Genomic DNA, 21,661 nt, shown 5'->3' on the forward strand with positions numbered 1-21,661 from the left:
AGTGGGTTGAAGAATCGATTGAGCAACGATTTTGCCCCGTCGTTTCACAGAAAGCCCGCAGCCCATCTGGACTGCGGGTTTTTTTGTATCCACTTATCGACACTTCGAAAACATTGGCACAGCTCTTGTATCTTCGATGGGGCAACACGGGGAGGGAGAGAACTTCGATGTTCTGTCATAAACCTTGGATAAGTTAGCCGCTCACAAACCAGGAGAGAGCGCTGAGATGAACGCCGAAATGAACGTCGTGAGCGAGCGGGCACTGCATCCCCTGGCAGTTAACAGTGAATCGCTCCAGGTCCTGGCGCGGTGGTTGAAGTCCAATGGAACGCGTCAGATCAGGGAACCTGATCCGCGCCGGATGATGATCGAGCGCTACCCCGCTGGTTTATTCAGCGAGGCGGAACTGGAAGCATTGTGGGATGTGATGGAAGGATAAGAACAAAAACAACGGATTGAAAAAGCGCTGCCGGGAAGGCGGCGCTTTTTTATGGGCGAAGGTTTTTTATAGCGACTGCAGATCAAATGTGGGAGTGGGCTTGCTCGCGAAAGCGGTATGAGGGTCAACGAAGATGTTGAACAGGATGGCCTCTTCGCGAGCAAGCCCGCTCCCACAGGTGATCGGTGTGAACGAGCTATTCGACCGATTCGTGAAACACACTGAAAGCCATTCCGGCGTTTTTCCGAAACTATCTGGGGATTAATCTGCCGCCATTGAGTTTTCCTACTTTGTTGCCGGAGCTTTCCCATGATCCTTCACTACATTTACGACCCGTTGTGTGGCTGGTGCTACGGCGCCAAACCATTGGTGCAGGCCGCCCAAGCCGTGTTGCCGGTAATCGCCCACGGTGGCGGCATGATGACCGGTGCCAATCGCCAGACCGTCTCGCCCCAACTGCGTAACTACGTGATGCCTCACGACCGACGCATCGCCGAGTACACCGGCCAGCCGTTTGGCGAGGCGTATTTTGAAGGTCTGCTGCGCGATGAGACGGCGGTGTTCGATTCCGCGCCGCCGATTGCCGCCGTGCTGGCAGCTGAGCACATCGCTGGACGCGGGCTAGCATTGCTGGGGCGTTTGCAGACGGCTCATTACATGGAGGGGCGACGCATCGCTGACGAAGCCGTTCTGCTGGAGCTTGCCACACAGACAGGCCTTGAACCTGAGGTTTTCCAACAGGCATTTAATGAAGCCGACTCCGATCGTCATATCAAGGACAGTCGCGCATTCTTGGGCAACGTCGGCGGTCAGGGCTTCCCGACCTTCGCGCTGGAACAGGATGGCCAGTTCACCCTGGTCGATATCGGCCCCTGGCTCGGTAAGCCGCAAGCCTTCACCCAGTGGTTGAGTCAGTCGCTTGCGGCAAAAGAGTCTTCATCCGCGTTTCAAGCGTGTGGCCTCGACGGCTGTGCCTCTTAAATGAAGGGTATTGCGCCTGGTTTGGGTTTTTTCGCCTCATGACCGTAGAAAAAGACCGAAAATGGCTGTTTTCGATCGTAAAAAGTCGAATTAAAGCAACTTCATACCGCGTTTCAAGTAACGCTTGAGATGCCTGAAATTCTTTCTCATGGGCCGCAAATCCTGCACCTACTAGATTAGGCCGCTAAATGTAGCGGAGACCTAGTAATGATCGTTTTGAACAGAGAAGTTGGTGAATCGCTACGGCGCGACAAATATGTCAACGTCCAGGGCGCTGACTTCAATCTCTTCGGTCATTTTTCCGACTTCGTCAGATTGACCAGAAGTTGGGAAAGCATGGAGCCGGACAGTTATTACGGCCAGGCCGATGCGGGCATGCGTTTTCGTCGTTACAGCGATTTCGAATACAACCCGGTCACCCGTGACTTGAAGCAGTTGGAGCACCGCGCCTACGTGCAATCGAAGGCCAACAACAGCTACGTCGGCGGACTGGAGCGGCACTTCCAGGACTTCTCCAATGAAGTCATTAATTCGCCGGTGATGCGCAGCCTTATCGATGCGGATTTCGAGGTGTACAAAAACGTATTGCCGCCGGAGTTGCACGACGAAGTCTGGCAATGCCAGATCCATCAGATCCGCATCGAGATCAAACCGGGCAAACAACTGGAAATCACGCCTGAAGGGATTCACTGCGACGGTTATCCGTTCAGCGGTGTGCATTTCTGGGGTCGTAACAACGTTGACGGGGCAGAGAGCCGTTTGTATTCGGCCCAGGAGGAACAGTTGGCGGCGACGACCTATCAGGAAATCCTCGACACCACCTACTTCCTCGATCGCGACATGCGTCACTACGTGACACCGGCACGTAACACCCATGCTCACGAAATGGCCTATCGGCAGATTCTGGCCATTTCCTTCTCGCGGCCCGGGACCGCTTTCGACATTGTTCGCTGAACAGCTAGACCCCATGATGCACATCGCCGAGTGCCCTGCACCGGTGATGCTGCAGCGCGCGATGGCCAAGGATGCCCAACGCCTGGAGCGCTTCTTTCGGCAATTCGAGGAAGTGTCGTTCTGTGAGTGGCAGGACGCCAAATGCTTGCGCGCAGTGTTGGTCCAGAAGACCACCATCGCGTTCCTCGCACTCGATGTCCGTGGCGAAGTGGTCGGCGCGGTGTTGGGCGGAATGCTCGGCAGCCGTGGCACCATCAATCACCTGGCGGTGAGCCCGGTGTATCGCAGCCGGGGCGTCGGCCAGCGCCTGGTGGAAGCGGCCTCGGCGGACATGAAACGGGTGGGGGTGCTGCGGATGTTCCTGTTCGTCGACGATGCTAACCTTGCCGGCAAGCGTTTTTGGAGTGCCCAGGGCTTTTGTGAGCCGCGCGGCGAAACTACCTTTGAGAGGGACCTATGAATGAGACGTCCAGCAGCCAGCCGCTGATGGTCGAGCCCCAGCCCTCGCGCACGTTCGCTGAAGCCAGCCCGGTTGTTGCGGGTTACTTCACAGTGTCGTTTGTGTTCGGTTTGATGGCCGTCAATGCCGGGTTGCCCGTATGGCTGCCGGTCGCGATGTGCCTGTTCGTCTACGCCGGTGCCTCGCAGTTCGCCGCCTTGGCGCTGATCTCCAGCGGCGCGTCACTGACCACCATCATCCTCACCACGTTTCTGATCAACGCGCGGCACATGCTGATGTCGGTCTACATGGCCAAGGCCTTGCAGGCGATGGGGCTCAGTCGTCTCGAGCGCTGGTGTTATGCCGGCGGGCTGACCGATGAATCGTTCGCCTTCCACAGCGTCAAACTGGGCAAGGGCTCGCCGGTCAATGTGCGTTACTTGATCGGCTTCAATCTGTATTGCCACACGTCGTGGGTGCTCGGCGGTTTGCTGGGGGCGATTTGCGCGCAGTACGCGGCGCACTTGATCAAGTACCAGCTCGACTATGCGTTGACCGCGATGATGCTCTACGTGCTGGTATCGCTGTGCAACACCCGCAACAAACTGATCGCCGCCCTGGCCGCGGTCGCCTGCATGGGTGTTCTGAGTCTGATCGGCAGCTCACCCTTCAACGTGTTCATCGCCACATTTGTGGGCTGCGGGGTGGGTGTATGCCTGACCAAACGTTCCTGATCCTGGTCGTCGTGCTGATGATGGCCGTGACTTTCCTGCCGCGCGCGTTGCCGCTGCAGGTGAGCACTGACCATTGGCCACCCCTGGTCGCCCGGGCGCTGGAATACCTGCCGGTGGCGATCGTCGCTGCAATCAGCCTTACGCCGCTGTTGATCAAGGATCAGCAGGTGCAGCTCGATCGCCCGGAATTTTATGCAGCCATTCCGACGTTGTTATGTGCGTATTTCAGCAAAAACCTCTTTCTCAGCGTGGCGGTGGGAACGGCTGCGTACATCGCGCTCGGATCGTTCATGTAGCGACAGAGCAACCACGTCGTTCAGGGCCTGGCCCGACAACTCGGGGTTATTGACCGCCAGCCGCACTTCGAGGGAATCCTCGAAACCCGGGAAAATGGTCAAGCCGTTACGCAGGGCCGCCTCACGGGAAACCATGCCGAGACCGTCCATTTGCGTGATCAACGACAGGGTCAGGGTTTCGCTGCAGGAATAGATCATCCGCTTGCCTGACTCGTAGTTGCCAAGACCGGCGTCGAGAAAGCGCAAGAAACTGTGGGAATACGGACAATCGTCGGCAGGACGAACCTGAAACTTATTGCCGAGCAGCATCAGCGGATCGTTTTCCTGACCGCAATGAGCACCGACCACCTGCACCTGCACATCGGGCAGGGCAATGCTGGGTAATCCCGGCTGCTGCGGCCCGATCAGCACGGCCAGGTCGAAGTCCTCATTCTTCAACTTGCTGAGGTTTTCCATCGACTCGGCGTAGCTGAATTCCAGTTGATAATCAGGAAAAACCTCAATGAGGCGTCCGATCATTCGCCGGTTGAAGTCGGCCGAGAGCGTGGTGTTAAGCGCCACCTTGAGCGTGCGCTGCCCGGGGACCTTGAGCGTGGCGACTTTCTCTTCCAGTTGTCGCGTGGCAACCAACACCTTGTCCATGTAGGGCGTGAGCTCCGTGCCCTGCGTCGTCAGCGTCAACCCCTTGTTGGAGCGACGAAACAACCGAAAACCGAACTGCTCTTCGACCTTGTTCAACTGTGCGGCCAACGCCTGCACCGTCAAACAGGAGTGCTCTGCCGCCGCCGACAACGAGCCGGTCTGCACAATGCGCATGAGGTTGCGTAAGGTTCTGCTATCCATTTGGGTAATGCCCTCTGAAGTGGGCTGGCTATTGTTGTGTACCTTGCCGCCCGGTGGGCGTTGGTCGCGTGCTGGCTATAATCCTGCACCTGAGCATGCTTGTCCCGAGTTTAGTAGCGAAATGATTTCGCGTCCGATGGTTGGAGGCTTACACAGAGTCGAGGTTTTGGGCAGGGTGTAGATGATCGGGGTCAAAAAATGGCTCGGATGGGGCCCACTTGGGCGTTTTTTGGGTGTTGGTTTATCAATGAAACCTTTTTCCAAGGCAAAAAAAAGCAGCCTGATCAGGCTGCTTTCATGAAAAGGTGCTTGATATTGTGCTCCCTCAAGCAGGGGAGGAGAGGTCTTAGCCCAGCGCTGATTTTCAGGCCATCAACGGGGTTCCTAACGTCGACTATCGCCACCTGAAGGCAGTCGGTTTCGCGCTCTCAATTAAATTCTCTGCCCCTGTGATGCGGGTGTCAACGGGTGTGTTTGACCGTGTGTCGGCGTCTTTTGGGGCTGCGAAAAAGCTGCGTGAAGTTCCTTACCGAGAAGGAAGTAGAACTATACGTTTGCGAATTAATGTTTCATGTTTGTTCGCATCTGTACTAGTCTGAAATCAAGACATCGCTCATCCAAGGAGGCCATCCCCATGCCTGCCTCATCCACTGCCTTAAGCCCACAGCAACAACTCGAGACCCCCGAAGCCGGTCGAGTCGCGCTGAAGTTTTTCTTCAACCTCATGGAACGCTGGGGCTGCACCGCCGAGCAACAACGTACCCTTCTGGGCAAAGTCGGCAACACCACCTTCTACAAGTACAAACATCTGCCGCCCAACATACGCCTGCCCCACGACACCCTGGAGCGCATCTCCTATTTGATGGGCATCCACAAAGCGCTGAGCATCATCTTCAGCAACAGTCGCGAGCGCGCCTACACATGGGTCAGCAGCCCCAACACCGCCGCGCCGTTCAATGGCCAGTCGGCGTTGTCCTACATGCTGGCCGGCCGCGTGGTCGACATCGCTGACGTGCGCCGCTACCTCGACGGAGTGCGCGGTTGATGGCGCCGGAACGGGCCGACCCGCAGTGGCCGCGGGCCTATCGGATCGTCAACAGCTGCTTCCCGCCGATCTCGTTGTTCGAAGATGTGCTCGACCCTGAAGACCTGCCCACTGCCTACGCCTTGGAAGCCCTGACCAACGATCGGCTAATAGAAGAAGCCGGCATGCTCGCCCGCGTGCGCCCTGAAGACCGCGTCTGCGGCCCCGGCTCCACACCCGTCATGGCCGCGTTCACCCACGTCGGCAAAACCAGCCGCTTCACCGACGGCACCTTCGGTGTCTACTACGCCGCCAGCAGCCAGGCCGCCGCCATCGCTGAAACGAGCTATCACCAGGAACGCTTCCTCGCCGCGACCAACGAGCCCGACCTCGAGTTGACCATGCGCACCTACGTCAACCGGGTCGTCAAACCCTTGCACGACATCCGTGGCAACTACCCGCACCTGCACGACCCGGATCCCAACGCCTACGGTCCGGCCCAGGCTTTCGCCCGCCAATTGCGCGAAACATTGTCCTGGGGATTGCTCTACAACAGCGTTCGTTTGCCGGGTCATGAATGTGTTGCTGCGTTTCGGCCGCCAGCCGTTTCTATTCCGAAGCAAGGGAAGCATATTCGGTATGTATGGAGTGCGAGCAGCAGGAAGATTTCGTTTGTGTTTGAAGTCAGCGAGATGTGAAGCCCAACGAAACGCAAAAAAGTCCCCGATTGATTCGCAATGCTATTCACCTAAGCGCGCTCATCAGTCAAGCCTAACTTTGTGGCGAGCGAGCGAGCTTGCTCGCGCTGGGCTGCGTAGCGGCCCCAAAAATCTGACATTCATTCCGATCTTTTGTGAGTGCTACGCACTCAAGCGGGAGCAAGCTCCCTCGCCACAGATTTCTCTGAATCAAGACGCGCTTAAGTGAACAGCGTTGCGATTAATTCGGGGGCTTTTTTCTTTCATGCGGCTCAGGTTTACGTGACGACGTTACTGGTTGCGATTGTTACCCGGTGCGTCGAGCACTTTCACCACGTCATCGATGATTGCCTTGCTCATATCCTGCAAATAATGCGACGCCCAGGCATGCCGGTCGGTGTCGCGAACCATGGCGGCGTCTGATGCGAGCAGTTTGGCGACGTGGAGCAGATCGGAGGCGTGGGAGAGGGCTTCGATCACCGGGACACCGGCGTTGATGCGGAACAGCGGTTCGTTAGCGTGGAAGGAGAAGTGGGTGAGGCCGATGGTTTTAAGGTCTTGGGGGTTGGTCATAGGGCCACCTCCGTTTTTTGGGTGGTGGTGAGTTATGACCGGTGGAGCAGAAGCGCAAATAGTGGCGGAAAAATTGAGCCAAGCTGTGTATGAACTAACTTTGGCTAGAGAGCAGGGCTGAGCCCGTATACTTTGTACGGAGTGGGGACAGACGATTGTTCCTCATGACACCAAGTTCTACGACCCACAGCATGCGACCGAAGGCGGTGACTGGTGATAATCAGCTCGGGTCCTCGTCATCCCCCCAGCCAAATTCCTAACTAGCATCAATCAACGCTCGTTCTTCAAGCCATATTTCTTGGACAAACTGATCCGTAATCGCATAAATCCCATGCCCGCGCCGCATGATGATGTTCTCAGCTACCAACGCAATCACCACCGGCTGAATCTCTTCAACACGCACCTCGCGCCCCACAGTCTTCGAATACTCAGCGGCAGCGTCGGTTGAAAAAATACCTCGTGCATCGCCTTCCGCAGACGCAATTTTGTTGAAAATAGCTTGGGCCAAGCTTCCCAGCTGCTCAACCTTTTCAAGCTCAATACCGGCCGCCGCTGAACGTAATGTGCTGGCAATAACCGGCAGGAAAAGATCGGGATCACCTTCTTGCTGCATCAACTGTCGTAGCGCCTTGAGCATTTCCTCAGGCCGATTCCCCAAGGTGTTGAACGCTTCAATGGCAACCTCAAGAGACGGCAACTTTTCCTTATTTACCGTCATTGCAAGGCGGTTGAGCAGATACTCAACGTAATCCCCTTTCAGCACCGGATACGCCGCCGACGTTGCGCCGGAAAACGCTTGGTTCCGCTTTGCAGTCAGTTCACTGACTTGTGCCCGGTGCGATCCCGTTCCGATGAATAGAAAGTAGCCCGGTGTATTCGGGCGTGGATTGATCGCGTCACGAGCTGCTTTGAGTGCGAGGAGCAACTGATTGCCGTCGTCGGAGGAAATGGCGTGCTGCACTTCGTCGATGATCAGCACCAAATCTGTTTTCGCTTGATCGACCACCTCAGTCAGCGCCTGTGCCAACGTTGGCCCATCGGCATTGCCAATGCTGTCGAGCTTGAAGCCAAACTTGAATCCGGCTGCGCCGATATCTGCACCGCTAACGCGTTTGAGCATTTCGAGCAGGCTGGAGCCGGGCGTTTGGAGTTCTTCCAGGCGTTGACGGATAGCGTCATGTACGAGTGTGGCAGGATTGGCCAGTGTGTCGCTCCATAAGTCGACGTAAATGACCAGAGCACCCGCTTCTTCCAGGGCAGGGATGAGGTCGTTTCTCAGGAATGTCGTTTTACCGGTCCTGCGCAGGCCGGACAAAAACAGACCTGAGCGCAGACCCTCATCAAGAACACCCGGATTGAGAAGCTGATTTGCCATCTGTTCAGCCAGTTCAGGGCGCTGAAAAATGCTGCTCATGCAATTACCTCTTTTTATGGATACGCCATAATTATTGGCCAGCCATAATTTAGCATAAAGGTTGGAACCTGACGTAAGAGCGCTCAGATCAGCATTTTTCTGAGCTTTCTGAGCTTTCTGAGCTTTCTAAGCGAGAGGGGAGGTTCACTGACATGTCGTCGCCAACGACATGTCATCAAGACGTGTCGCAAAAACTTAAAAATAGCGACACGTCCGTGTAAGAACATCGTTGGAATAAGCACAACATCCACTCTGAACTCATTACGTCACGTAACTAATGATGTTCCCGCCCCCACCTTTATCCCCCCAAACCAACCCCCTACATTGAGCTCCACCCACCTACCCATTCATCCCGAAGGGCAGGTCACTGGAGACTCATCATGCCTTTCGTCAGCGTACGCATCACCCGCGATGGCGTTACCTCAGAGCAAAAAGCTCAGGTGATCGCTGAAATCACTGAAACCCTGGAACGCGTCCTCAATAAACGCCCAGACCTGACCCACATCGTGATCGAAGAAGTCGACACCGATAACTGGGGCTATGCCGGGATAACCACCACCCAGTACCGAAAGCAACTGGCTGAGGCAGAGGCGCAGTAGCTTCATTGATCGATTTTTAAAATCCTCAATATCTTGAGAGGTTCATTATGAGCAATTCGAAAAAAGTCATCGTTATTACTGGCGCCTCCCAAGGTCTCGGCGCAGGGATGGTCAAGGCTTTTCGTGATCTCGATTACAAGGTTGTCGCCACCTCGCGTTCGATCAAACCGTCCGCCGACCCGGACGTTCTCACCGTGGCGGGCGACATCGGCGACCCGGCGGTCGCCCGGCAAGTCATCCATGAAGCAATCGCACGTTTTGGCCGTATCGATACCCTGGTCAATAACGCCGGGATCTTCGTCGCCAAGCCGTTCACCGCCTACACCCACGAAGACTACGCCGCGGTGCTGTCAGTGAACCTGAATGGTTTTTTCTACATCACCCAACTCGCGATCACCGAAATGGAAAAGCAGGGCAGCGGCCACGTCGTCAACATCACCACCAGCCTGGTGGACCACGCCATTGACGGTGTGCCGTCGGTACTGGCGTCGTTGACCAAGGGTGGCTTGAACGCTGCGACCAAGTCCCTGGCCATTGAGTATGCCAAGCGTGGGATTCGGGTGAATGCGGTCAGCCCCGGCATCATCAAAACTCCGATGCATGGTGAGGAAGCTCATGAAGCGCTGGGGAATTTGCACCCGGTTGGGCATATGGGCGAGGTTAGTGATATTGCTCAAGCTGTTGTTTATCTGGACAGCGCCAACTTTGTCACCGGAGAAATCCTGCACGTTGATGGTGGGCAGAGTGCGGGTCACTGAGACCTGTGCCTCCAACCCCATACAAAACAACGCCCTCGCAGCAATGCGAGGGCTTTGCTTTGTATGGGGCGGCACGCATCGGCGAGCCAACCCGCCAAGGGTGATAACTCCAGGTACTTAGTGATGCGCCAAAAAAATCTAAACCCATCCTATTGTTTCTACGATGTTTAAGAATTCATTGCTGGAGTCGTCCTGCTGCCGGCTCTGGCATGGCCGCCAGCGAACTAAACTAGTTGTATCTCGGTAGCAGATGTCTCTAGAGAGGCAAGGAGGTGTCAAATGGCTATTCATGATACCTATCGGGAAATTGAACAGACCCTGGGTCAAGTACCGGAGTGGATCAAGCAGATGCCGGAAGGCGGAGCGATCGGATTCTGGGGTGTGGCCCGGGACTTTTGGCTGGCGGATACCAAGATTCCTAATAAGTACAAGGAGTTGATAGGTCTGGCGGTGTCCGGGGCGACCCGTTGTAAGTATTGCGCCCTGTTCCATACCGAAGCTGCGCGCTTGTTTGGCGCGAGCGACGAAGAAATTTCCGAAGCCAGTTTTATGGGCGCGGTGACCATGATGGGCAGCACCTTTATTAACGCCCAGCAGATCGACTACGAGCAGTTCCGGCAGGAGACGCTGAGTATCGTCCGGTATGTCAAAGATCACTCGCAACCCAAAGCCGCTTAAGCCGTTGCGCGAACCTGCCCTTCGCCAGCTGACGAAGGATAAGTTGATTGCAATCACCGGCGATGGTCCCAGGACCACCGCTCGGTGGCAAGCGGCTGTGCTGCGAGCCATCGGCGAACTCATGCAATACAGCGATACTGCCCGCGAAGAAAACCAAGACCTGCGCATTCCTTTCGCCAAAGCACTCCATGACCTCTATGCGGGACAAAAGTCCGACGCCGAGTTGACGGAAATGGTGTTGCTGATGCTGGAAGTGGAAACCGCCCCCTTTCTCGACAAAGGGCTTCAGGCGGGAGCGGCCTCTGGGAACAATGGTCTCTGAGAAGTGGATAGGACCAAAGTAATCGTAGTGATTTGATCTGAGCTAAATCACGACGTCTTCTGATCTTCCGTTCATGTGCTGAAATGTCCGCACGTTCGTTGCCGCCATTTCGGTTCGGCTTGAACTACAGTCAGTGTCGCCTGTTCATTCAATGTTCGACTTGCCTCAGCGTCTAACAATAAGTTCAGGTCATTCGCTTCGCTCACTGGGACGGGCTAAAGCCCGCCCCTTGGCTTAATCGTTGGGCGTTACAAGGATCCCGTATGCGCACCATCACCACCTTGGCGACCATAGCCCTCTTCAGTGCCTTGGCCGGCTGCGCCACTACCAAGATAGAAACCACAGGCGCGTCTATGAAGGCTCCTCTGTGCCAGCCCGGAGGGGATCGAATCTCAGTCGTCAGTTTTTGGCAGCCAAAGTGGCGTCCCGACCAGAAGGAACCGAAATTACGCGAAATTGCCGCAGCGCGTGGGCTTGAAGAATTCTTCGCCTCCACCACGTGCGTCGAAAAGGTCGAGATCCGCAGACTGAACAGGCAAGGCGCGACCGATCAGCTATCAGACGAAGAGCTCGTGAAACTGGCATCAACTTCGACGTCAGGCGTTGACAGAGTGCTTCTAATCACGGTTCGCGAACTCGGTCCAAAGTTGCTCATTGGGATACCCGTCATTGTCGAGGGAAGCACCGAAGCGGTATTGGAGATTCGAGCGCTTGACGCTCACAACGCCCAGTCACTCGCTGACCTCAAGACTCACTGGCAAAACGGCGGCACCTTCGTCATCAAGGGTGTCCGGACACTGCCAAGTGACATGAAGTCCGCTCTCCAGGCTGCTCTCATGCCGAATCGATCGGCCGAGTGACGCCTGACCCCTCGTTCAACCGGGCCCGCTACGGCAGGCCACCTTGGCCCGGTCGGCGGTACGCGGTACATTTTCGCCAACCCGGCCAAGGCGTCCTGCCTCCGCGGGCCGGTTAACTCAAACATCAGGTACTACATGGCTTCGGTTTCGCGCGATAGCAGATCAGAATACGAAGGCCGAATGCATCGGGTGCTCGAATATATCGATCAGCATCTGGAACAACCGCTAAGCCTCAACACGCTGGCCGAAGTCGCACACTTCTCCCCGTTCCACTTCCACCGACTCTTCTGCGCATGGATGGGTGAAACGTTTGGTGACTATCTGCGGCGTCGGCGTGTCGAGATTGCGGCCAAGCGGCTTGCGGCCCAACCGCGCACGAGGATTCTGAATATTGCCTTGTCGGTGGGTTTTGGTTCTGCCGAAGCATTTACACGCGCTTTCAAAAGTCGGTTTGGTTGTTCGCCAACGCAATGGCGCAGACATCAATCATCACAACGCCTTGCAAATAGCAATTCTGGTCAGGTGAATAGCAAGCACGGTCAGGCATTACAGGTGCCTTTCGCACAGCATGAGGTCTCCCGAAATCTCAACAAGGAGAACATCATGAAAGTCACACTTATTGACCGCGAGCCCGCAACGGTTGCCTATCTTCGCCACCTCGGCCCCTACGGCGAGCCGATCGCGCGGTTCTGGCAGGATACCTATGTGCCATGGGCTGTCATGAACAAGCTTGGCGCGGACCACGCGCGCTACGGCATCAGCCATGACGACCCGAGCATCACCGCACCCGAGCAATGCAGATATGACGCTTGTGCCGAAGTGTCGCCTGATTTCATGGCAACGGGTGGTGCGCTCAAGACAACCATTCCAGGTGGCAAATATGCGGTACTCAAATTCAATGGCACAGTCGCGCAGGTGGGTGAGGCGTGGGCGGCGCTACTTCGGGACTGGTTGCCTTCCAGTGGTTTGCAACTTGATGCCCGGCCATGTTTTGAGTATTTCCCGAAAGGTGCGGCCTGCGAGGCAGGGACATTCGAGTGCGAGATATGCATTCCTGTCGTTCCGCTTTGAAAGGTTCAGCACCTGACATGGCGTTTGAGAGGGGCGCCCCAAAAGCGGCGCGCCCCTCAACCTTACGTTAGGCATATGAATAAAGCTGAGCAACTGCTTAGCCGACGATTCCAGTTCCGCGAGTCATCATCGAACGGGCGTCCGGATCGGTTAGCGAAACCTGCTTATCCGGCGACTCGTTGAGCTGGATTTCAATCGCTTGAAGCTCTTTCATTTGAGTCTTCAGCTTGGCGATTTTTTTCTTCCAACCGCACCACCTTGGCCGGGCCAGGGCAGTCCAACAAATAGCTTTTCATCTGCTCGATGTTCTTGGCGCATGACCTCGTCAACCTTGAAGCCGACGAATCCAGGAGGGCGACTTTTATGCGCTCCCGTTTCGTCAGTCTCCCGGCTTATTCCTTTTGGATCCATTTAGTGCGATTAAATGTATTTCCGTTCATGTCATAAAAATGACATAAATCGCCGAAACCAACATGGACAGGGTTATTTAAATGAAAAGAACACGAGTGATAGCGACAATAGGTCCGGCGTCCCGTAATCCCGAAATTTTACTATCTCTGAGCAAGGCTGGGATGTCGGTAGCACGGCTTAATGGCTCCCACAGCAATCTTGCCTGGCACGAAGAAACCATCGCACTGATACGTGACACTCTCCCCGACACACCGATCTTGCTCGATATACCTGGACGCAAAATAAGAACCTTGCAGTTAGAGCACGAACCGGTGTTCCTGGCGGGCCAGACTATTATTCTGACGACCGATATCACTCACACTGGGAAAGAAAAAGTACCGGTGGGGTACGATAAATTGCATGAGCGATTGAAGGCAGGGGACAAGTTATTTGCAGACGACGGCACACTGTCCTTTGAAGTGACCAGCGTTACGGGACGCGACATATCAGTCCGTGCAGACATGGATGGCCAGCTCAAAAGTCGTAAAGGTATAAATGTTCCAGGGATCGACCTCGGCCAATCACTGGTGACAGCAAAAGATCGGGACATGATTGCCTTTGCCAAAACACAAGGTGTTGATTACATCGGCATCAGTTTTGTGGAAAGCAAAGCGCATATCGAGGCCATTCGCTCCCTTATTGACGGACACACCCCTAAAATAGTCGCCAAGGTTGAAAACGCCGGCGGAATTGCGCATTTGGAAGAAGTGGTTTCTGCAGCCGATGTCATCATGATTGACCGTGGGGACTTGGCAGTTGAAACATCCATTGATCGGGTAGCTATTTATCAGAAACAAATATTGAAATCAGCCACTCTTGCTGGCAAGCCCACGATAGTCGCAACCGAAATGCTGCACAGCATGATCGAGAACCCATTACCGACCAAAGCGGAAGTCAGTGATATTACAAATGCCGTATTCGATGGGGCCGCTGCGGTAATGCTTTCTGGCGAAACAGCCGTGGGTCGTTATCCAGTGGAGGCTGTTTCCAGGATATCCGGGATATCGCAACTGGCGGAAGGGTATATCTCGAATCACCGGGAAACCGCGTTTCCAGATAAGCAAAATGATATTCGCAGCGCCATACAGGCGCTTACCCAAGCGCTTCCCGTGACCAAAATCATAGTGCTGTCACGCTCAGGGTATGGCGTGAGAATCGCATCCATGTCAGGCAGCGGTATTCCGGTTATTGCGGTAGGGCACGATCCTGCTGTAACGCGCAGCTGGAATTTGTTTCCCGGCGTCACCGGTATCGCACTGAATCTGACGGAATTATCCAGTAGTGCCCAAGACGCCAAGTTGATACGAACACTGCTTGAGCGTCAGTTGGTACGTGAAGATGACTACACGCTCATTCTCAGTACACAATCTGATTACACACATCTGAGTGGGAACTTGCTGCGAACGCTGAACATACAGTCGTGGCTGGGCAATGTGAGCGAGCGCAAACGTTCGGCGGCTATCGAGGTTGCGTAAATGGAAGATCAATACCTCTATTTTTTGATAGTGGCTATTTTCGCTGTCATCCAGTCTATATTCGGCATGGGCATCCTGGTTTTTGGGACACCTACATTATTATTGCTGGGGTTTGAGTTTTCGACGGTGTTGGCTTTATTGCTGCCGTCTTCGGTGTTGATTTCATTAACACAAGTCATCACATCAGGCTCCATCGCATTCCAGAGGCGAGAAAAACAGAACATAGTCATATGTACGCTTTTTGTGCTTGGCTTTTTGGCGCTCATACTGAAACTCCAGTTGAAAATAAATATTGATATTCTGGTCGGCGGAGTATTGCTGTTTTCCGCACTGGTTCGCCTCAGTCCAGCGTTCAGGGCGAGGGTGAAACAACTACTGAGCAAAAATGAACGCTTATTTGTTGTAGTCATGGGCGCGGTACATGGGCTTACCAATATGGGAGGAGCGCTGCTTGCCCTTTATGCCTCTTCCACTCAAGAAGGTAAGCTTGAAATTCGTACGGCGATATCGCGTTATTACCTGGCATTTGGGCTAATACAACTAGCTACGCTGGCAGCTCTTAAATTTGATGCGTTGAGTCTGTACGGCTTTGTCGCGGCGCCACTCGCTCTATTTGTCTATCTTGTTGTGGGTAACTTGATGTTCAAAAGAACTAGTGCTTTCACTTATGAAAGGCTTGTCACCTTCTTTATTGCTGTGTACGGAGTAATTGTTTTGACCAAAGGATATCTGTAACTAAATGATGGTAATTACCTTGCTGTCCCTGGTGCCAATAATATTCCTGATCGCTATGGGTGTTGTCCTGCGAGTCAGAAATCTCATTGATGCCAGTTTTTGGCTGCCTTGTGAAAAGCTTAATTACTACTACCTCTTCCCCGCCTTGATGTTCTCTCTGGTCGGCAAGGCGGACTTGAGTCAGTTTCCGGTCAAGCCCATTGCGTTATCGATTCTTGGTGCGGTGTTTATTGGTGGGATGGCGCTTTGGCTATGGCGGATATGGTTAAAGCAATCCGGACCGATTTTCTCTTCGGTCATGCAGGGCGCGTTGCGCCCTAACACCTATATCGGCGTTGCAGCTGCGGCTGCCACCTATGGGCATACCGGGCTGACGGTGACTTCTATCAGTATTGCCGTGGCCATTCCCCTGCTGAACGTGGGCTCAATCGTAGTCCTGATGCACTATGGGGAGGGCAGCAAGCCCGGCTGGCCTCAAATTATCAAAGCTCTGGTCAAAAACCCGGTCATTTTGTCTGTGCTGGCAGGGTTGTCATTCAACAGCAGCGGATTATCTTTGCCGGTCGCGATTGACAGCATCTTGAAGATATTGGGTGGCGCTTCCTTGCCTCTGGGCTTGCTCGCCGTCGGCGCGGGTCTGAACATTCGAGCGGCCAGGGCCGGACACGGGCCGGTGATGCAGTCCTCTTTCGTGAAGTTACTGCTGGTGCCAGTGGCCACCTTGTTCATAGGTGCATCCCTCGGCATTTCTGGTGCAGTGCTGGCGACGGTGGTGCTATTCAATGCATTGCCTTGCACCCCGTCCGCTTACATCATGGCAAAGCTGCTGGGAGGGGACCACCAATTGGCCGCCGGCATTATCACCGTCCAGACATTATTTGCTGCCGTCACTATTCCTCTGGTGCTGATGCTTACGCAGTTACTCACGTACACGGGCTGACCGGTTGCTCGTCCCTATTTGGCGTTAGCGTCGTAGTTGTAGGCGCAGAGTAATCAGGCTTATGGTCAGCAGGTAGTAATAGCGCGTCGATTTTGAGTGCGTCCTGATGTGGTGAATCAAAAATCAGTCCAGATGTTTTCCTTTGCCAGGTCCATGGGTTCTGGATAAGCGATTTGCGCAGTAGCGATAGCAAGCTTACCGGAACGCCAAAACGAAAAAACCCGCCAGAAGGCGGGTTTTTCGGGGGTTCCAGAGATTTTGAAAGCCTTCTCTGGAACCTTGTATGGTGCCGGCACCAGGAGTCGAACCCGGGAGCTACTGATTACAAGCCGTTTGCTCTGAGGCTTCGCCCCGCTTCATCGAGTATCACCTGTTTTGCTTGGTCTAGGGTTTACGTGGTCTGTAGCCAATTCGGTGTCTTTCTATGTTTCACCTGTTAGCGTACCTTTGCATGAGAAACGGGGAACGGATGGGGAAAACGGGGAAAGAATGGCTAAGCGTACGCGAATGACCGAGATGGAAGCCTATGCGGTAAAGACTCGTCAGTCGGAGCCGGTCGGCTCTCGCGGAAAGGGGACTTTGCTGCTCGAACGTAAAGCTTCCGGAGCGATTCAGGCCTACTACCGGGAACGCACATCGGACAGCGACAAGCGGCTGCCTCTCGGGACGCTTGCGAAGAAGCCGCGTGTGGGTACAGACGAGCAGAGCTTGGATGGTATCCGCGGTGAGGCTATGCGCATTTCAGTTGAGGCCGCTGCCGCTGGCGGTATTGCCAAGTACCTGGAGCACATCTCGGTACAACAAGTAGCGGCCGCGGCTAGTCGTGCAGCCACAGCTGCATTGGAAGAAGCGGAACGGCTAGAGCGTTTCCGCCTCGCCGAAATTGAAGCGTCCCGCGGAAGCTTTCACGATTTGTTCCTGGATTACATTGAGTCGCGCCGCGTGAAGGCGACGCCAGGCGTCGTGAAGGAGTTGGAACGGCTGCTCAAGACGAACATGCAAGAGCCTCACCCAGAGGTAATGCGGATGAAGGCCCGGGATATTAGGGCTGACCACATCCTCACCATTCTCAATCCGATCTGGGAGCGCGGCTCCAAAGTGCAGGCGGATCGTATGCGTTCGTTTCTGGTGGCGGCATTCAACCATGGGCTCACGGCTGAGAGTATGGTTGGCCGCTCCAATGCGAAGACCTATAGCCTTGAGATCAACCCTGCAGCAATGGTGAAGGTCGATAAAGTCTCGGCCCCTGTCGAACGAGCCCTGTCTGATGCTGAACTTAAGCAATTCTGGGAGACGGTTCAGAGTACGGACGGTATTGGTCCGGTAATGGCGCTGCTATTCAAGTTTGTCATATCAACTGGCGGTCAGCGGATCAAGAACCTGATCGAAACCACTTGGGCGGACTACGATCTAGGCGCGGGCACGGTGCTATTGATTCACCGCAAGGGGCGAGGTGGTCAGACCATGAGCCGGCCGCACCTGGTACCGCTCTCCGATCGAGCCATTGCCATAATGCGGCAAGTGCGGGAAATCAATGGTGATCATCCATGGCCCTGGACTACACACGGTAAACAGCCCTTTGTGATCAGTAGTCCGACCCATGCCGTTGCAGACTGGCTGGATTCCAAGCACGTGTTAATCGCTGGCGCGAAGATCCCGACGTTCTCCCCGAGAGACCTGCGCCGGACCTGCACACAGCTTATGCAGAAGCACGGTATTGATGATCGTTTGTCAGATCTCCTTCAGGCTCATGGCCAGACAGGTGTCGTTTCTCGGCACTACCGAAACAATCCCGAAGCGGCGTTACCTGAGAAACGTCGAGCTATCGAGCTATTCGACCGAGCGCTGGCTAAGGTGCTGGGGGAAACCAAGGGCGCCGGAAACGTACTTCCCATCTCGCGTCGGAAAAAGATAATCCCCGACTCAATGTCCTGAATGCCCCAGATATCCCAGCCTGTCGTTCGCTGAAGCACATAGGGCACCACCAGCAGTCCTCTGCTGAATCCCCATAGTACGCGGCTTGTAGCGATATTCCGTTCCACAAACCCTGCTGAAAACACTCTGAAACTACGAATAAGTGGGAATAACAGCGAATAAGAGCGAATAAACAGAATAACTGTGAATAACTGTGAATAACAGCGCTTAACGGTGTTTAACAACACTTTAAGTGGATGGATTTACACTTTAAGTGGAAGTCCATTCGTCACGCCCCCACGTCACATTAATCAATTCCGCGACACGTTTTCGTAATTCGCAAAACGTGTCGCGACATGGCTTAACGTTAGCGAATCTATGTATAAAAATTCTCAGCTACGAAGGGCAGACGATTCGTGGTAGGGGCTACTGAGGGCCTCGTCAGCCCCCCCTGTGAACCCCGTAATTAGGGCATTACGCCCTGTTCCGACGAACGGTATGCAGGGTGCTGCTTGCCTTCTCATGAGTGCTCATGGGTTCTCATGAGTGCTGGTGGGACGCAGTGGTACAGTAAGTTTCGACCAGAAAATGTCCGGGGATAGGAAGTTATGCAAAGTATGCAAAGGAGATTCAAAAAAAACAGGTTCTTTTTTTTAAAAGCGCCGCTACCATGCGAGCACGCCTACAGCGTTCTGTCGATGTATGAGACACCTTGATAGTTGATTGGCTGGTGTTTACTGACAGGATTGCTGGAATTGGAATTGCAGACAAAGAAAAGCCCCTGGTGGTCGAAGACCAGGGGCTGATTCGGGAAAGGACGTTGGAGCGTCCTCTGCATACCAGCTAGGCCAGCACACAACCCCGAGGGGAGAAGCGTTTGACACGGCTTCAATGGCTCTACCTGTTTACGGTTTACCGTAAAAGGTAAAGCTCGGGCGGACTGTAGTACCGGAGGGAATAATGCGCTACTGGTTTCTTAACCAGTGATACTGTTTCCGATGACTTGCAGGCCCACCCCCTCGGTTTTTCCGCTTTTGGAGAAATCACCAATGACATCAAATGTCGCTCGCAGCACCGATACACCCAACCTGCCCATACCTGGCGCCCGCGCTACCGCCGCCCAGCTCTGCGCGAAGTACCAAGTCAGCCGCGCTACTTGGTGGCGCTGGTCCAAGACTCCCGGCTTTCCAGTTCCTATTCGCTTCGGCCGCTCCGTCCGTTGGGAGCCCGAGTCTGTGGAATCCTTCCTGCTCAGCCAGGAGGCTTAACCCATGATGACTAATCAGTCCTGCCTAGATGCGGGAACGGGAACGGCCGCCCTAAAAAAATCGGCTCTATCTCTTCTTGTACCCTTAATCTCTCCGGTACTCATGATTCCCGCTTGCCTGTGTCTCGAAATGAACCGTGTCGGCGTCGGCTCAAATCACGAGGCGGCCTGAAATGAAAAAGTCCACGATCCTCGAAGAGAAACGCAGCCTTTCGCAAGGCAACAGTAACACCAGCGCCAACGCTCAGAACGCACGGCTTGTTCCACACCTGCGCCTTGGGCAATCCGACACGTTCACCATCATGCGCGAGCTGAACATCTGCCGTCCTGGCGCCCGTATCTGCGACTTGCGCAATGCCGGCTACAAGATCATTACCAACCGCATCACGATGACGGACGAGTGGGGCCGCATCCACCGTGGTGTTGCCGTCTACACCCTGATCGCTGAACCCGGCAAGAAGGTGGCAGCATGAGCGCTCGTATCATTCCCTTCGACTACCAGGGTCAGGCCGTCTCTTTCAATACCGACGGCTGGATCAACGCAACCGTAGCAGCCACACGCTTCGGCAAGGTTCCTAATGAATGGCTGCGCCTCAGCTCCACCGAGGAGTACATCGAGAAGCTGGCCAGCAGGATGGCTGAGAGTAATACGGGGAAATCCCGCATTACCCTCGTGACAACTCGCCGGGGCAACACCGCCAACAGTGGAACTTGGCTTCACCCGAAACTCGCGGTGAAGTTCGCTCGTTGGCTCTCTGTGGATTTTGAAATCTGGTGCGACGAGCAGATCGATGCCTTGGTACGCGGCGACCAAGCCAATTGGCAGCATGCCCGCCAGCAATCGGCCGTCGGCTATCGCGGCCTGTGTGAAGCGCTGGCGATCGCCCACGAGGAGAGCGGCAAGACTCCCCAACGCCACCACTTCATCAATGAAGCCAAGCTGATCAACCAGGCAATCACCGGACAATTCGCCGGCCGCAATCGCGATCAACTCAGCGCGCATGAGCTGGTGCTGGTAACCCTGATCGAGATCCGCGACGTGTTGCTGATCGGCCAGGGGAAAGACTTCGCAGCCCGCAAAGCATCTCTACTGCGCTACGTCCAAAGCCTGACGGCCAAGCACCTTCGGAGTGATGCCGCATGACAGCTATGCTTATGATCAGAGACAAACAGTCGATAAGTTTTCTTGCCAGCAGTCGCGCCCGTCGGTATGGTTTGCCTGTCGCTGCAAATTCAGCGACCGACCTTGGCGGGTCGCTCAGTAAACGGCGCAACAGCGCCCCCATTACGATTGCAGGCGCTTTTTTTGTGCCCGCATTCTCGTGTTATGGCGGGTTGCGCAGGAGCACCCTCGGGTGCGCCGGGTTCCGTTTACCCCGGTCCGCCAATCCTGTGCAACTCGCCACCCTTATCTGCTTGGCGGCAGACTGGAGTGGCTCCAATGAAGTAAACGGAGCTCCACCCATGAAACACGCCCTAATTCCGTCCGCAATTCGCGCCTTTGCTCACCGCCGCATGGCGCTGAGCGCTCTCCGCGCAAACTCGTCCCTCTCCGATCGACTCGCCCGCTACAACGCCCACATGACCATCGTCCGCACTCTGGAAGCTCAAGGCGGTGCGCAATGACCCAGACCAGCGCCAACATCGCCGACGATGCTCTCGACCTTCTTCGTGCTACCCACGAACGGATCAATCACATGCGGGTGCTGTTCAACTCCATCATCAAGGATTTGAAGCACGGCAAATCAAACGACGTCGAGGAGTTGGCAAACCTCGGTGGCTTCCTGGGTTACGACTGGGCGAACTACGTCGATTGTGAGGTCGAGAAAATGCAGAAAACTTTGGATTCTGCGGAGGTGGCCAAATGAGCACCGCCATTCAAACACGGGACGATCTGAGCTTCACAAAGCGTGATTCCGAAGGGCGATTGATCAACTGGCCGCGGAACAATCCCGGTGTAGCGGCTGACTGGAAGAAGGGTGTCGACTTCTTCGAAGGTGAAGTGCGCGACTTGGCGGCCCACGATGAAACCGAAGCGTTCTACGCCATCCAGTTCGCACTTATCGGGATGGGTGGCCGCTACACCTGTCTTGAAATTGGCTTCATTGATCGCGTGGCCCGGGCGGCGGTAATTGGGCTTCGTGTTATTCGCGGCGGCGCAACACGGTTCGAACCGACCGACTCCAAAGAGATTTAA

At 54.9% G+C, this 21,661-nt stretch carries 26 protein-coding genes and 1 pseudogene; 23 read left to right on the top strand and 4 right to left on the bottom strand.

All coding sequences use genetic code 11. The annotated features are described in order from the left end of the window. The first annotated feature begins 226 nt into the window (after nt 1-226). From ACA044_RS01480 to ACA044_RS01505, 6 genes are all read left to right on the top strand, one after another. Nucleotides 227-439 carry a hypothetical protein gene (locus ACA044_RS01480; protein WP_497444858.1) on the top strand — a complete coding sequence of 71 codons (213 nt, stop codon included), beginning with the start codon at nt 227-229 and terminating at the stop codon, nt 437-439. A gap of 309 nt (nt 440-748) precedes the next feature. Next, nucleotides 749-1,420: a DsbA family protein gene (locus ACA044_RS01485; RefSeq protein ID WP_497444859.1), complete on the top strand. Its 672-nt coding sequence runs from the start codon at nt 749-751 to the stop codon at nt 1,418-1,420. A gap of 207 nt (nt 1,421-1,627) precedes the next feature. Beyond that, complete coding sequence (locus ACA044_RS01490; protein ID WP_497444860.1) at nt 1,628-2,374, top strand: 2OG-Fe dioxygenase family protein; 747 nt, start codon at nt 1,628-1,630, stop codon at nt 2,372-2,374. A 46-nt stretch (nt 2,375-2,420) separates the two neighbouring features. Beyond that, nucleotides 2,421-2,834, top strand: coding sequence for a GNAT family N-acetyltransferase (locus ACA044_RS01495; RefSeq protein ID WP_497447147.1), 414 nt, complete (start codon nt 2,421-2,423; stop codon nt 2,832-2,834). Further along, complete coding sequence (locus tag ACA044_RS01500; protein WP_205886905.1) at nt 2,831-3,547, top strand: AzlC family ABC transporter permease; 717 nt, start codon at nt 2,831-2,833, stop codon at nt 3,545-3,547. The genes ACA044_RS01495 and ACA044_RS01500 overlap by 4 nt, the downstream gene beginning before the upstream one ends. Then, nucleotides 3,526-3,843, top strand: coding sequence for an AzlD domain-containing protein (locus ACA044_RS01505; protein ID WP_038978526.1), 318 nt, complete (start codon nt 3,526-3,528; stop codon nt 3,841-3,843). Before ACA044_RS01500 ends, ACA044_RS01505 begins: the two co-directional genes overlap by 22 nt. Here ACA044_RS01505 and ACA044_RS01510 read toward each other — a convergent pair. After that, nucleotides 3,760-4,686, bottom strand: coding sequence for a LysR family transcriptional regulator (locus ACA044_RS01510; protein WP_497444861.1), 927 nt, complete (start codon nt 4,684-4,686; stop codon nt 3,760-3,762). The two genes, ACA044_RS01505 and ACA044_RS01510, sit on opposite strands and share 84 nt — an antisense overlap. Before the next feature lie 634 nt (nt 4,687-5,320). On the opposite strand from ACA044_RS01510, the gene ACA044_RS01515 reads away from it, so the two are divergent. Both ACA044_RS01515 and ACA044_RS01520 read left to right on the top strand, forming a co-directional pair. Further along, nucleotides 5,321-5,731 carry an MbcA/ParS/Xre antitoxin family protein gene (locus ACA044_RS01515; RefSeq protein ID WP_497444862.1) on the top strand — a complete coding sequence of 137 codons (411 nt, stop codon included), beginning with the start codon at nt 5,321-5,323 and terminating at the stop codon, nt 5,729-5,731. Then, nucleotides 5,731-6,408, top strand: a complete 678-nt coding sequence (locus ACA044_RS01520) for an RES family NAD+ phosphorylase (protein ID WP_497444863.1) — start codon at nt 5,731-5,733, stop codon at nt 6,406-6,408. The genes ACA044_RS01515 and ACA044_RS01520 overlap by 1 nt, the downstream gene beginning before the upstream one ends. Before the next feature lie 291 nt (nt 6,409-6,699). Here the strand turns inward: ACA044_RS01520 and ACA044_RS01525 are convergent, their stop codons facing one another. Together ACA044_RS01525 and ACA044_RS01530 are read right to left on the bottom strand one after the other, a co-directional pair. After that, the gene (locus ACA044_RS01525) at nt 6,700-6,981 is read right to left on the bottom strand and encodes a DUF3077 domain-containing protein (protein ID WP_497444864.1); all 282 of its coding nucleotides are present in this window, start codon (nt 6,979-6,981) and stop codon (nt 6,700-6,702) included. A gap of 256 nt (nt 6,982-7,237) precedes the next feature. Next, a complete protein-coding gene (locus ACA044_RS01530) occupies nt 7,238-8,395 on the bottom strand; it encodes an AAA family ATPase (RefSeq protein ID WP_497444865.1) in 1,158 nt (385 codons plus the stop codon). Nucleotides 8,396-8,775: 380 nt separating this feature from the next. Between ACA044_RS01530 and ACA044_RS01535 the strand changes: the two genes are divergently transcribed. From ACA044_RS01535 to ACA044_RS01560, 6 genes are all read left to right on the top strand, one after another. Further along, on the top strand, nt 8,776-8,994 hold the full coding sequence (locus ACA044_RS01535) for a tautomerase family protein (RefSeq protein ID WP_497444866.1): 219 nt from the start codon (nt 8,776-8,778) through the stop codon (nt 8,992-8,994). Nucleotides 8,995-9,041: 47 nt separating this feature from the next. Further along, nucleotides 9,042-9,752 (top strand): SDR family NAD(P)-dependent oxidoreductase, encoded by a 711-nt coding sequence (locus tag ACA044_RS01540; protein WP_497444867.1) that lies wholly within the window; start codon nt 9,042-9,044, stop codon nt 9,750-9,752. A gap of 279 nt (nt 9,753-10,031) precedes the next feature. Continuing rightward, nucleotides 10,032-10,430 carry a carboxymuconolactone decarboxylase family protein gene (locus tag ACA044_RS01545; RefSeq protein WP_497444868.1) on the top strand — a complete coding sequence of 133 codons (399 nt, stop codon included), beginning with the start codon at nt 10,032-10,034 and terminating at the stop codon, nt 10,428-10,430. After that, on the top strand, nt 10,396-10,752 hold the full coding sequence (locus ACA044_RS01550) for a hypothetical protein (protein WP_497444869.1): 357 nt from the start codon (nt 10,396-10,398) through the stop codon (nt 10,750-10,752). The genes ACA044_RS01545 and ACA044_RS01550 overlap by 35 nt, the downstream gene beginning before the upstream one ends. Before the next feature lie 263 nt (nt 10,753-11,015). Further along, entirely contained in the window at nt 11,016-11,612 is a 597-nt protein-coding gene (locus tag ACA044_RS01555) for a hypothetical protein (RefSeq protein WP_497444870.1), read from the top strand. A 135-nt stretch (nt 11,613-11,747) separates the two neighbouring features. Next, complete coding sequence (locus ACA044_RS01560; RefSeq protein ID WP_497444871.1) at nt 11,748-12,683, top strand: AraC family transcriptional regulator; 936 nt, start codon at nt 11,748-11,750, stop codon at nt 12,681-12,683. A 100-nt stretch (nt 12,684-12,783) separates the two neighbouring features. On the opposite strand, the pseudogene ACA044_RS01565 reads toward ACA044_RS01560, so the two are convergent. Further along, nucleotides 12,784-12,921: pseudogene (locus ACA044_RS01565) on the bottom strand (hypothetical protein); the annotation flags it as partial. Nucleotides 12,922-13,174: 253 nt separating this feature from the next. Here ACA044_RS01565 and pyk point away from each other — a divergent pair. The 9 genes from pyk to ACA044_RS01610 all read left to right on the top strand — a co-directional run bounded on the left by pyk (nt 13,175) and on the right by ACA044_RS01610 (nt 21,661). After that, a complete protein-coding gene (gene pyk, locus ACA044_RS01570; protein ID WP_497444872.1) occupies nt 13,175-14,608 on the top strand; it encodes a pyruvate kinase in 1,434 nt (477 codons plus the stop codon). After that, nucleotides 14,609-15,343, top strand: coding sequence for a hypothetical protein (locus ACA044_RS01575; protein ID WP_497444873.1), 735 nt, complete (start codon nt 14,609-14,611; stop codon nt 15,341-15,343). 4 nt (nt 15,344-15,347) lie between these two features. Further along, on the top strand, nt 15,348-16,283 hold the full coding sequence (locus ACA044_RS01580; protein ID WP_497444874.1) for an AEC family transporter: 936 nt from the start codon (nt 15,348-15,350) through the stop codon (nt 16,281-16,283). Nucleotides 16,284-16,790: 507 nt separating this feature from the next. Next, nucleotides 16,791-18,218, top strand: coding sequence for a tyrosine-type recombinase/integrase (locus tag ACA044_RS01585; protein WP_497444875.1), 1,428 nt, complete (start codon nt 16,791-16,793; stop codon nt 18,216-18,218). Between the two features lie 1,419 nt (nt 18,219-19,637). Then, the gene (locus tag ACA044_RS01590; RefSeq protein ID WP_497444876.1) at nt 19,638-19,937 is read left to right on the top strand and encodes a helix-turn-helix domain-containing protein; all 300 of its coding nucleotides are present in this window, start codon (nt 19,638-19,640) and stop codon (nt 19,935-19,937) included. Beyond that, the gene (locus ACA044_RS01595; protein ID WP_497444877.1) at nt 19,934-20,608 is read left to right on the top strand and encodes a KilA-N domain-containing protein; all 675 of its coding nucleotides are present in this window, start codon (nt 19,934-19,936) and stop codon (nt 20,606-20,608) included. Before ACA044_RS01590 ends, ACA044_RS01595 begins: the two co-directional genes overlap by 4 nt. A 320-nt stretch (nt 20,609-20,928) precedes the next feature. Next, nucleotides 20,929-21,090, top strand: coding sequence for a hypothetical protein (locus ACA044_RS01600; protein WP_497444878.1), 162 nt, complete (start codon nt 20,929-20,931; stop codon nt 21,088-21,090). Further along, nucleotides 21,087-21,332 carry a hypothetical protein gene (locus tag ACA044_RS01605; RefSeq protein WP_497444879.1) on the top strand — a complete coding sequence of 82 codons (246 nt, stop codon included), beginning with the start codon at nt 21,087-21,089 and terminating at the stop codon, nt 21,330-21,332. The genes ACA044_RS01600 and ACA044_RS01605 overlap by 4 nt, the downstream gene beginning before the upstream one ends. Further along, complete coding sequence (locus ACA044_RS01610; protein WP_497444880.1) at nt 21,329-21,661, top strand: hypothetical protein; 333 nt, start codon at nt 21,329-21,331, stop codon at nt 21,659-21,661. The genes ACA044_RS01605 and ACA044_RS01610 overlap by 4 nt, the downstream gene beginning before the upstream one ends.

The sequence above is a fragment of the Pseudomonas sp. LBUM1673 genome (assembly GCF_059695645.1).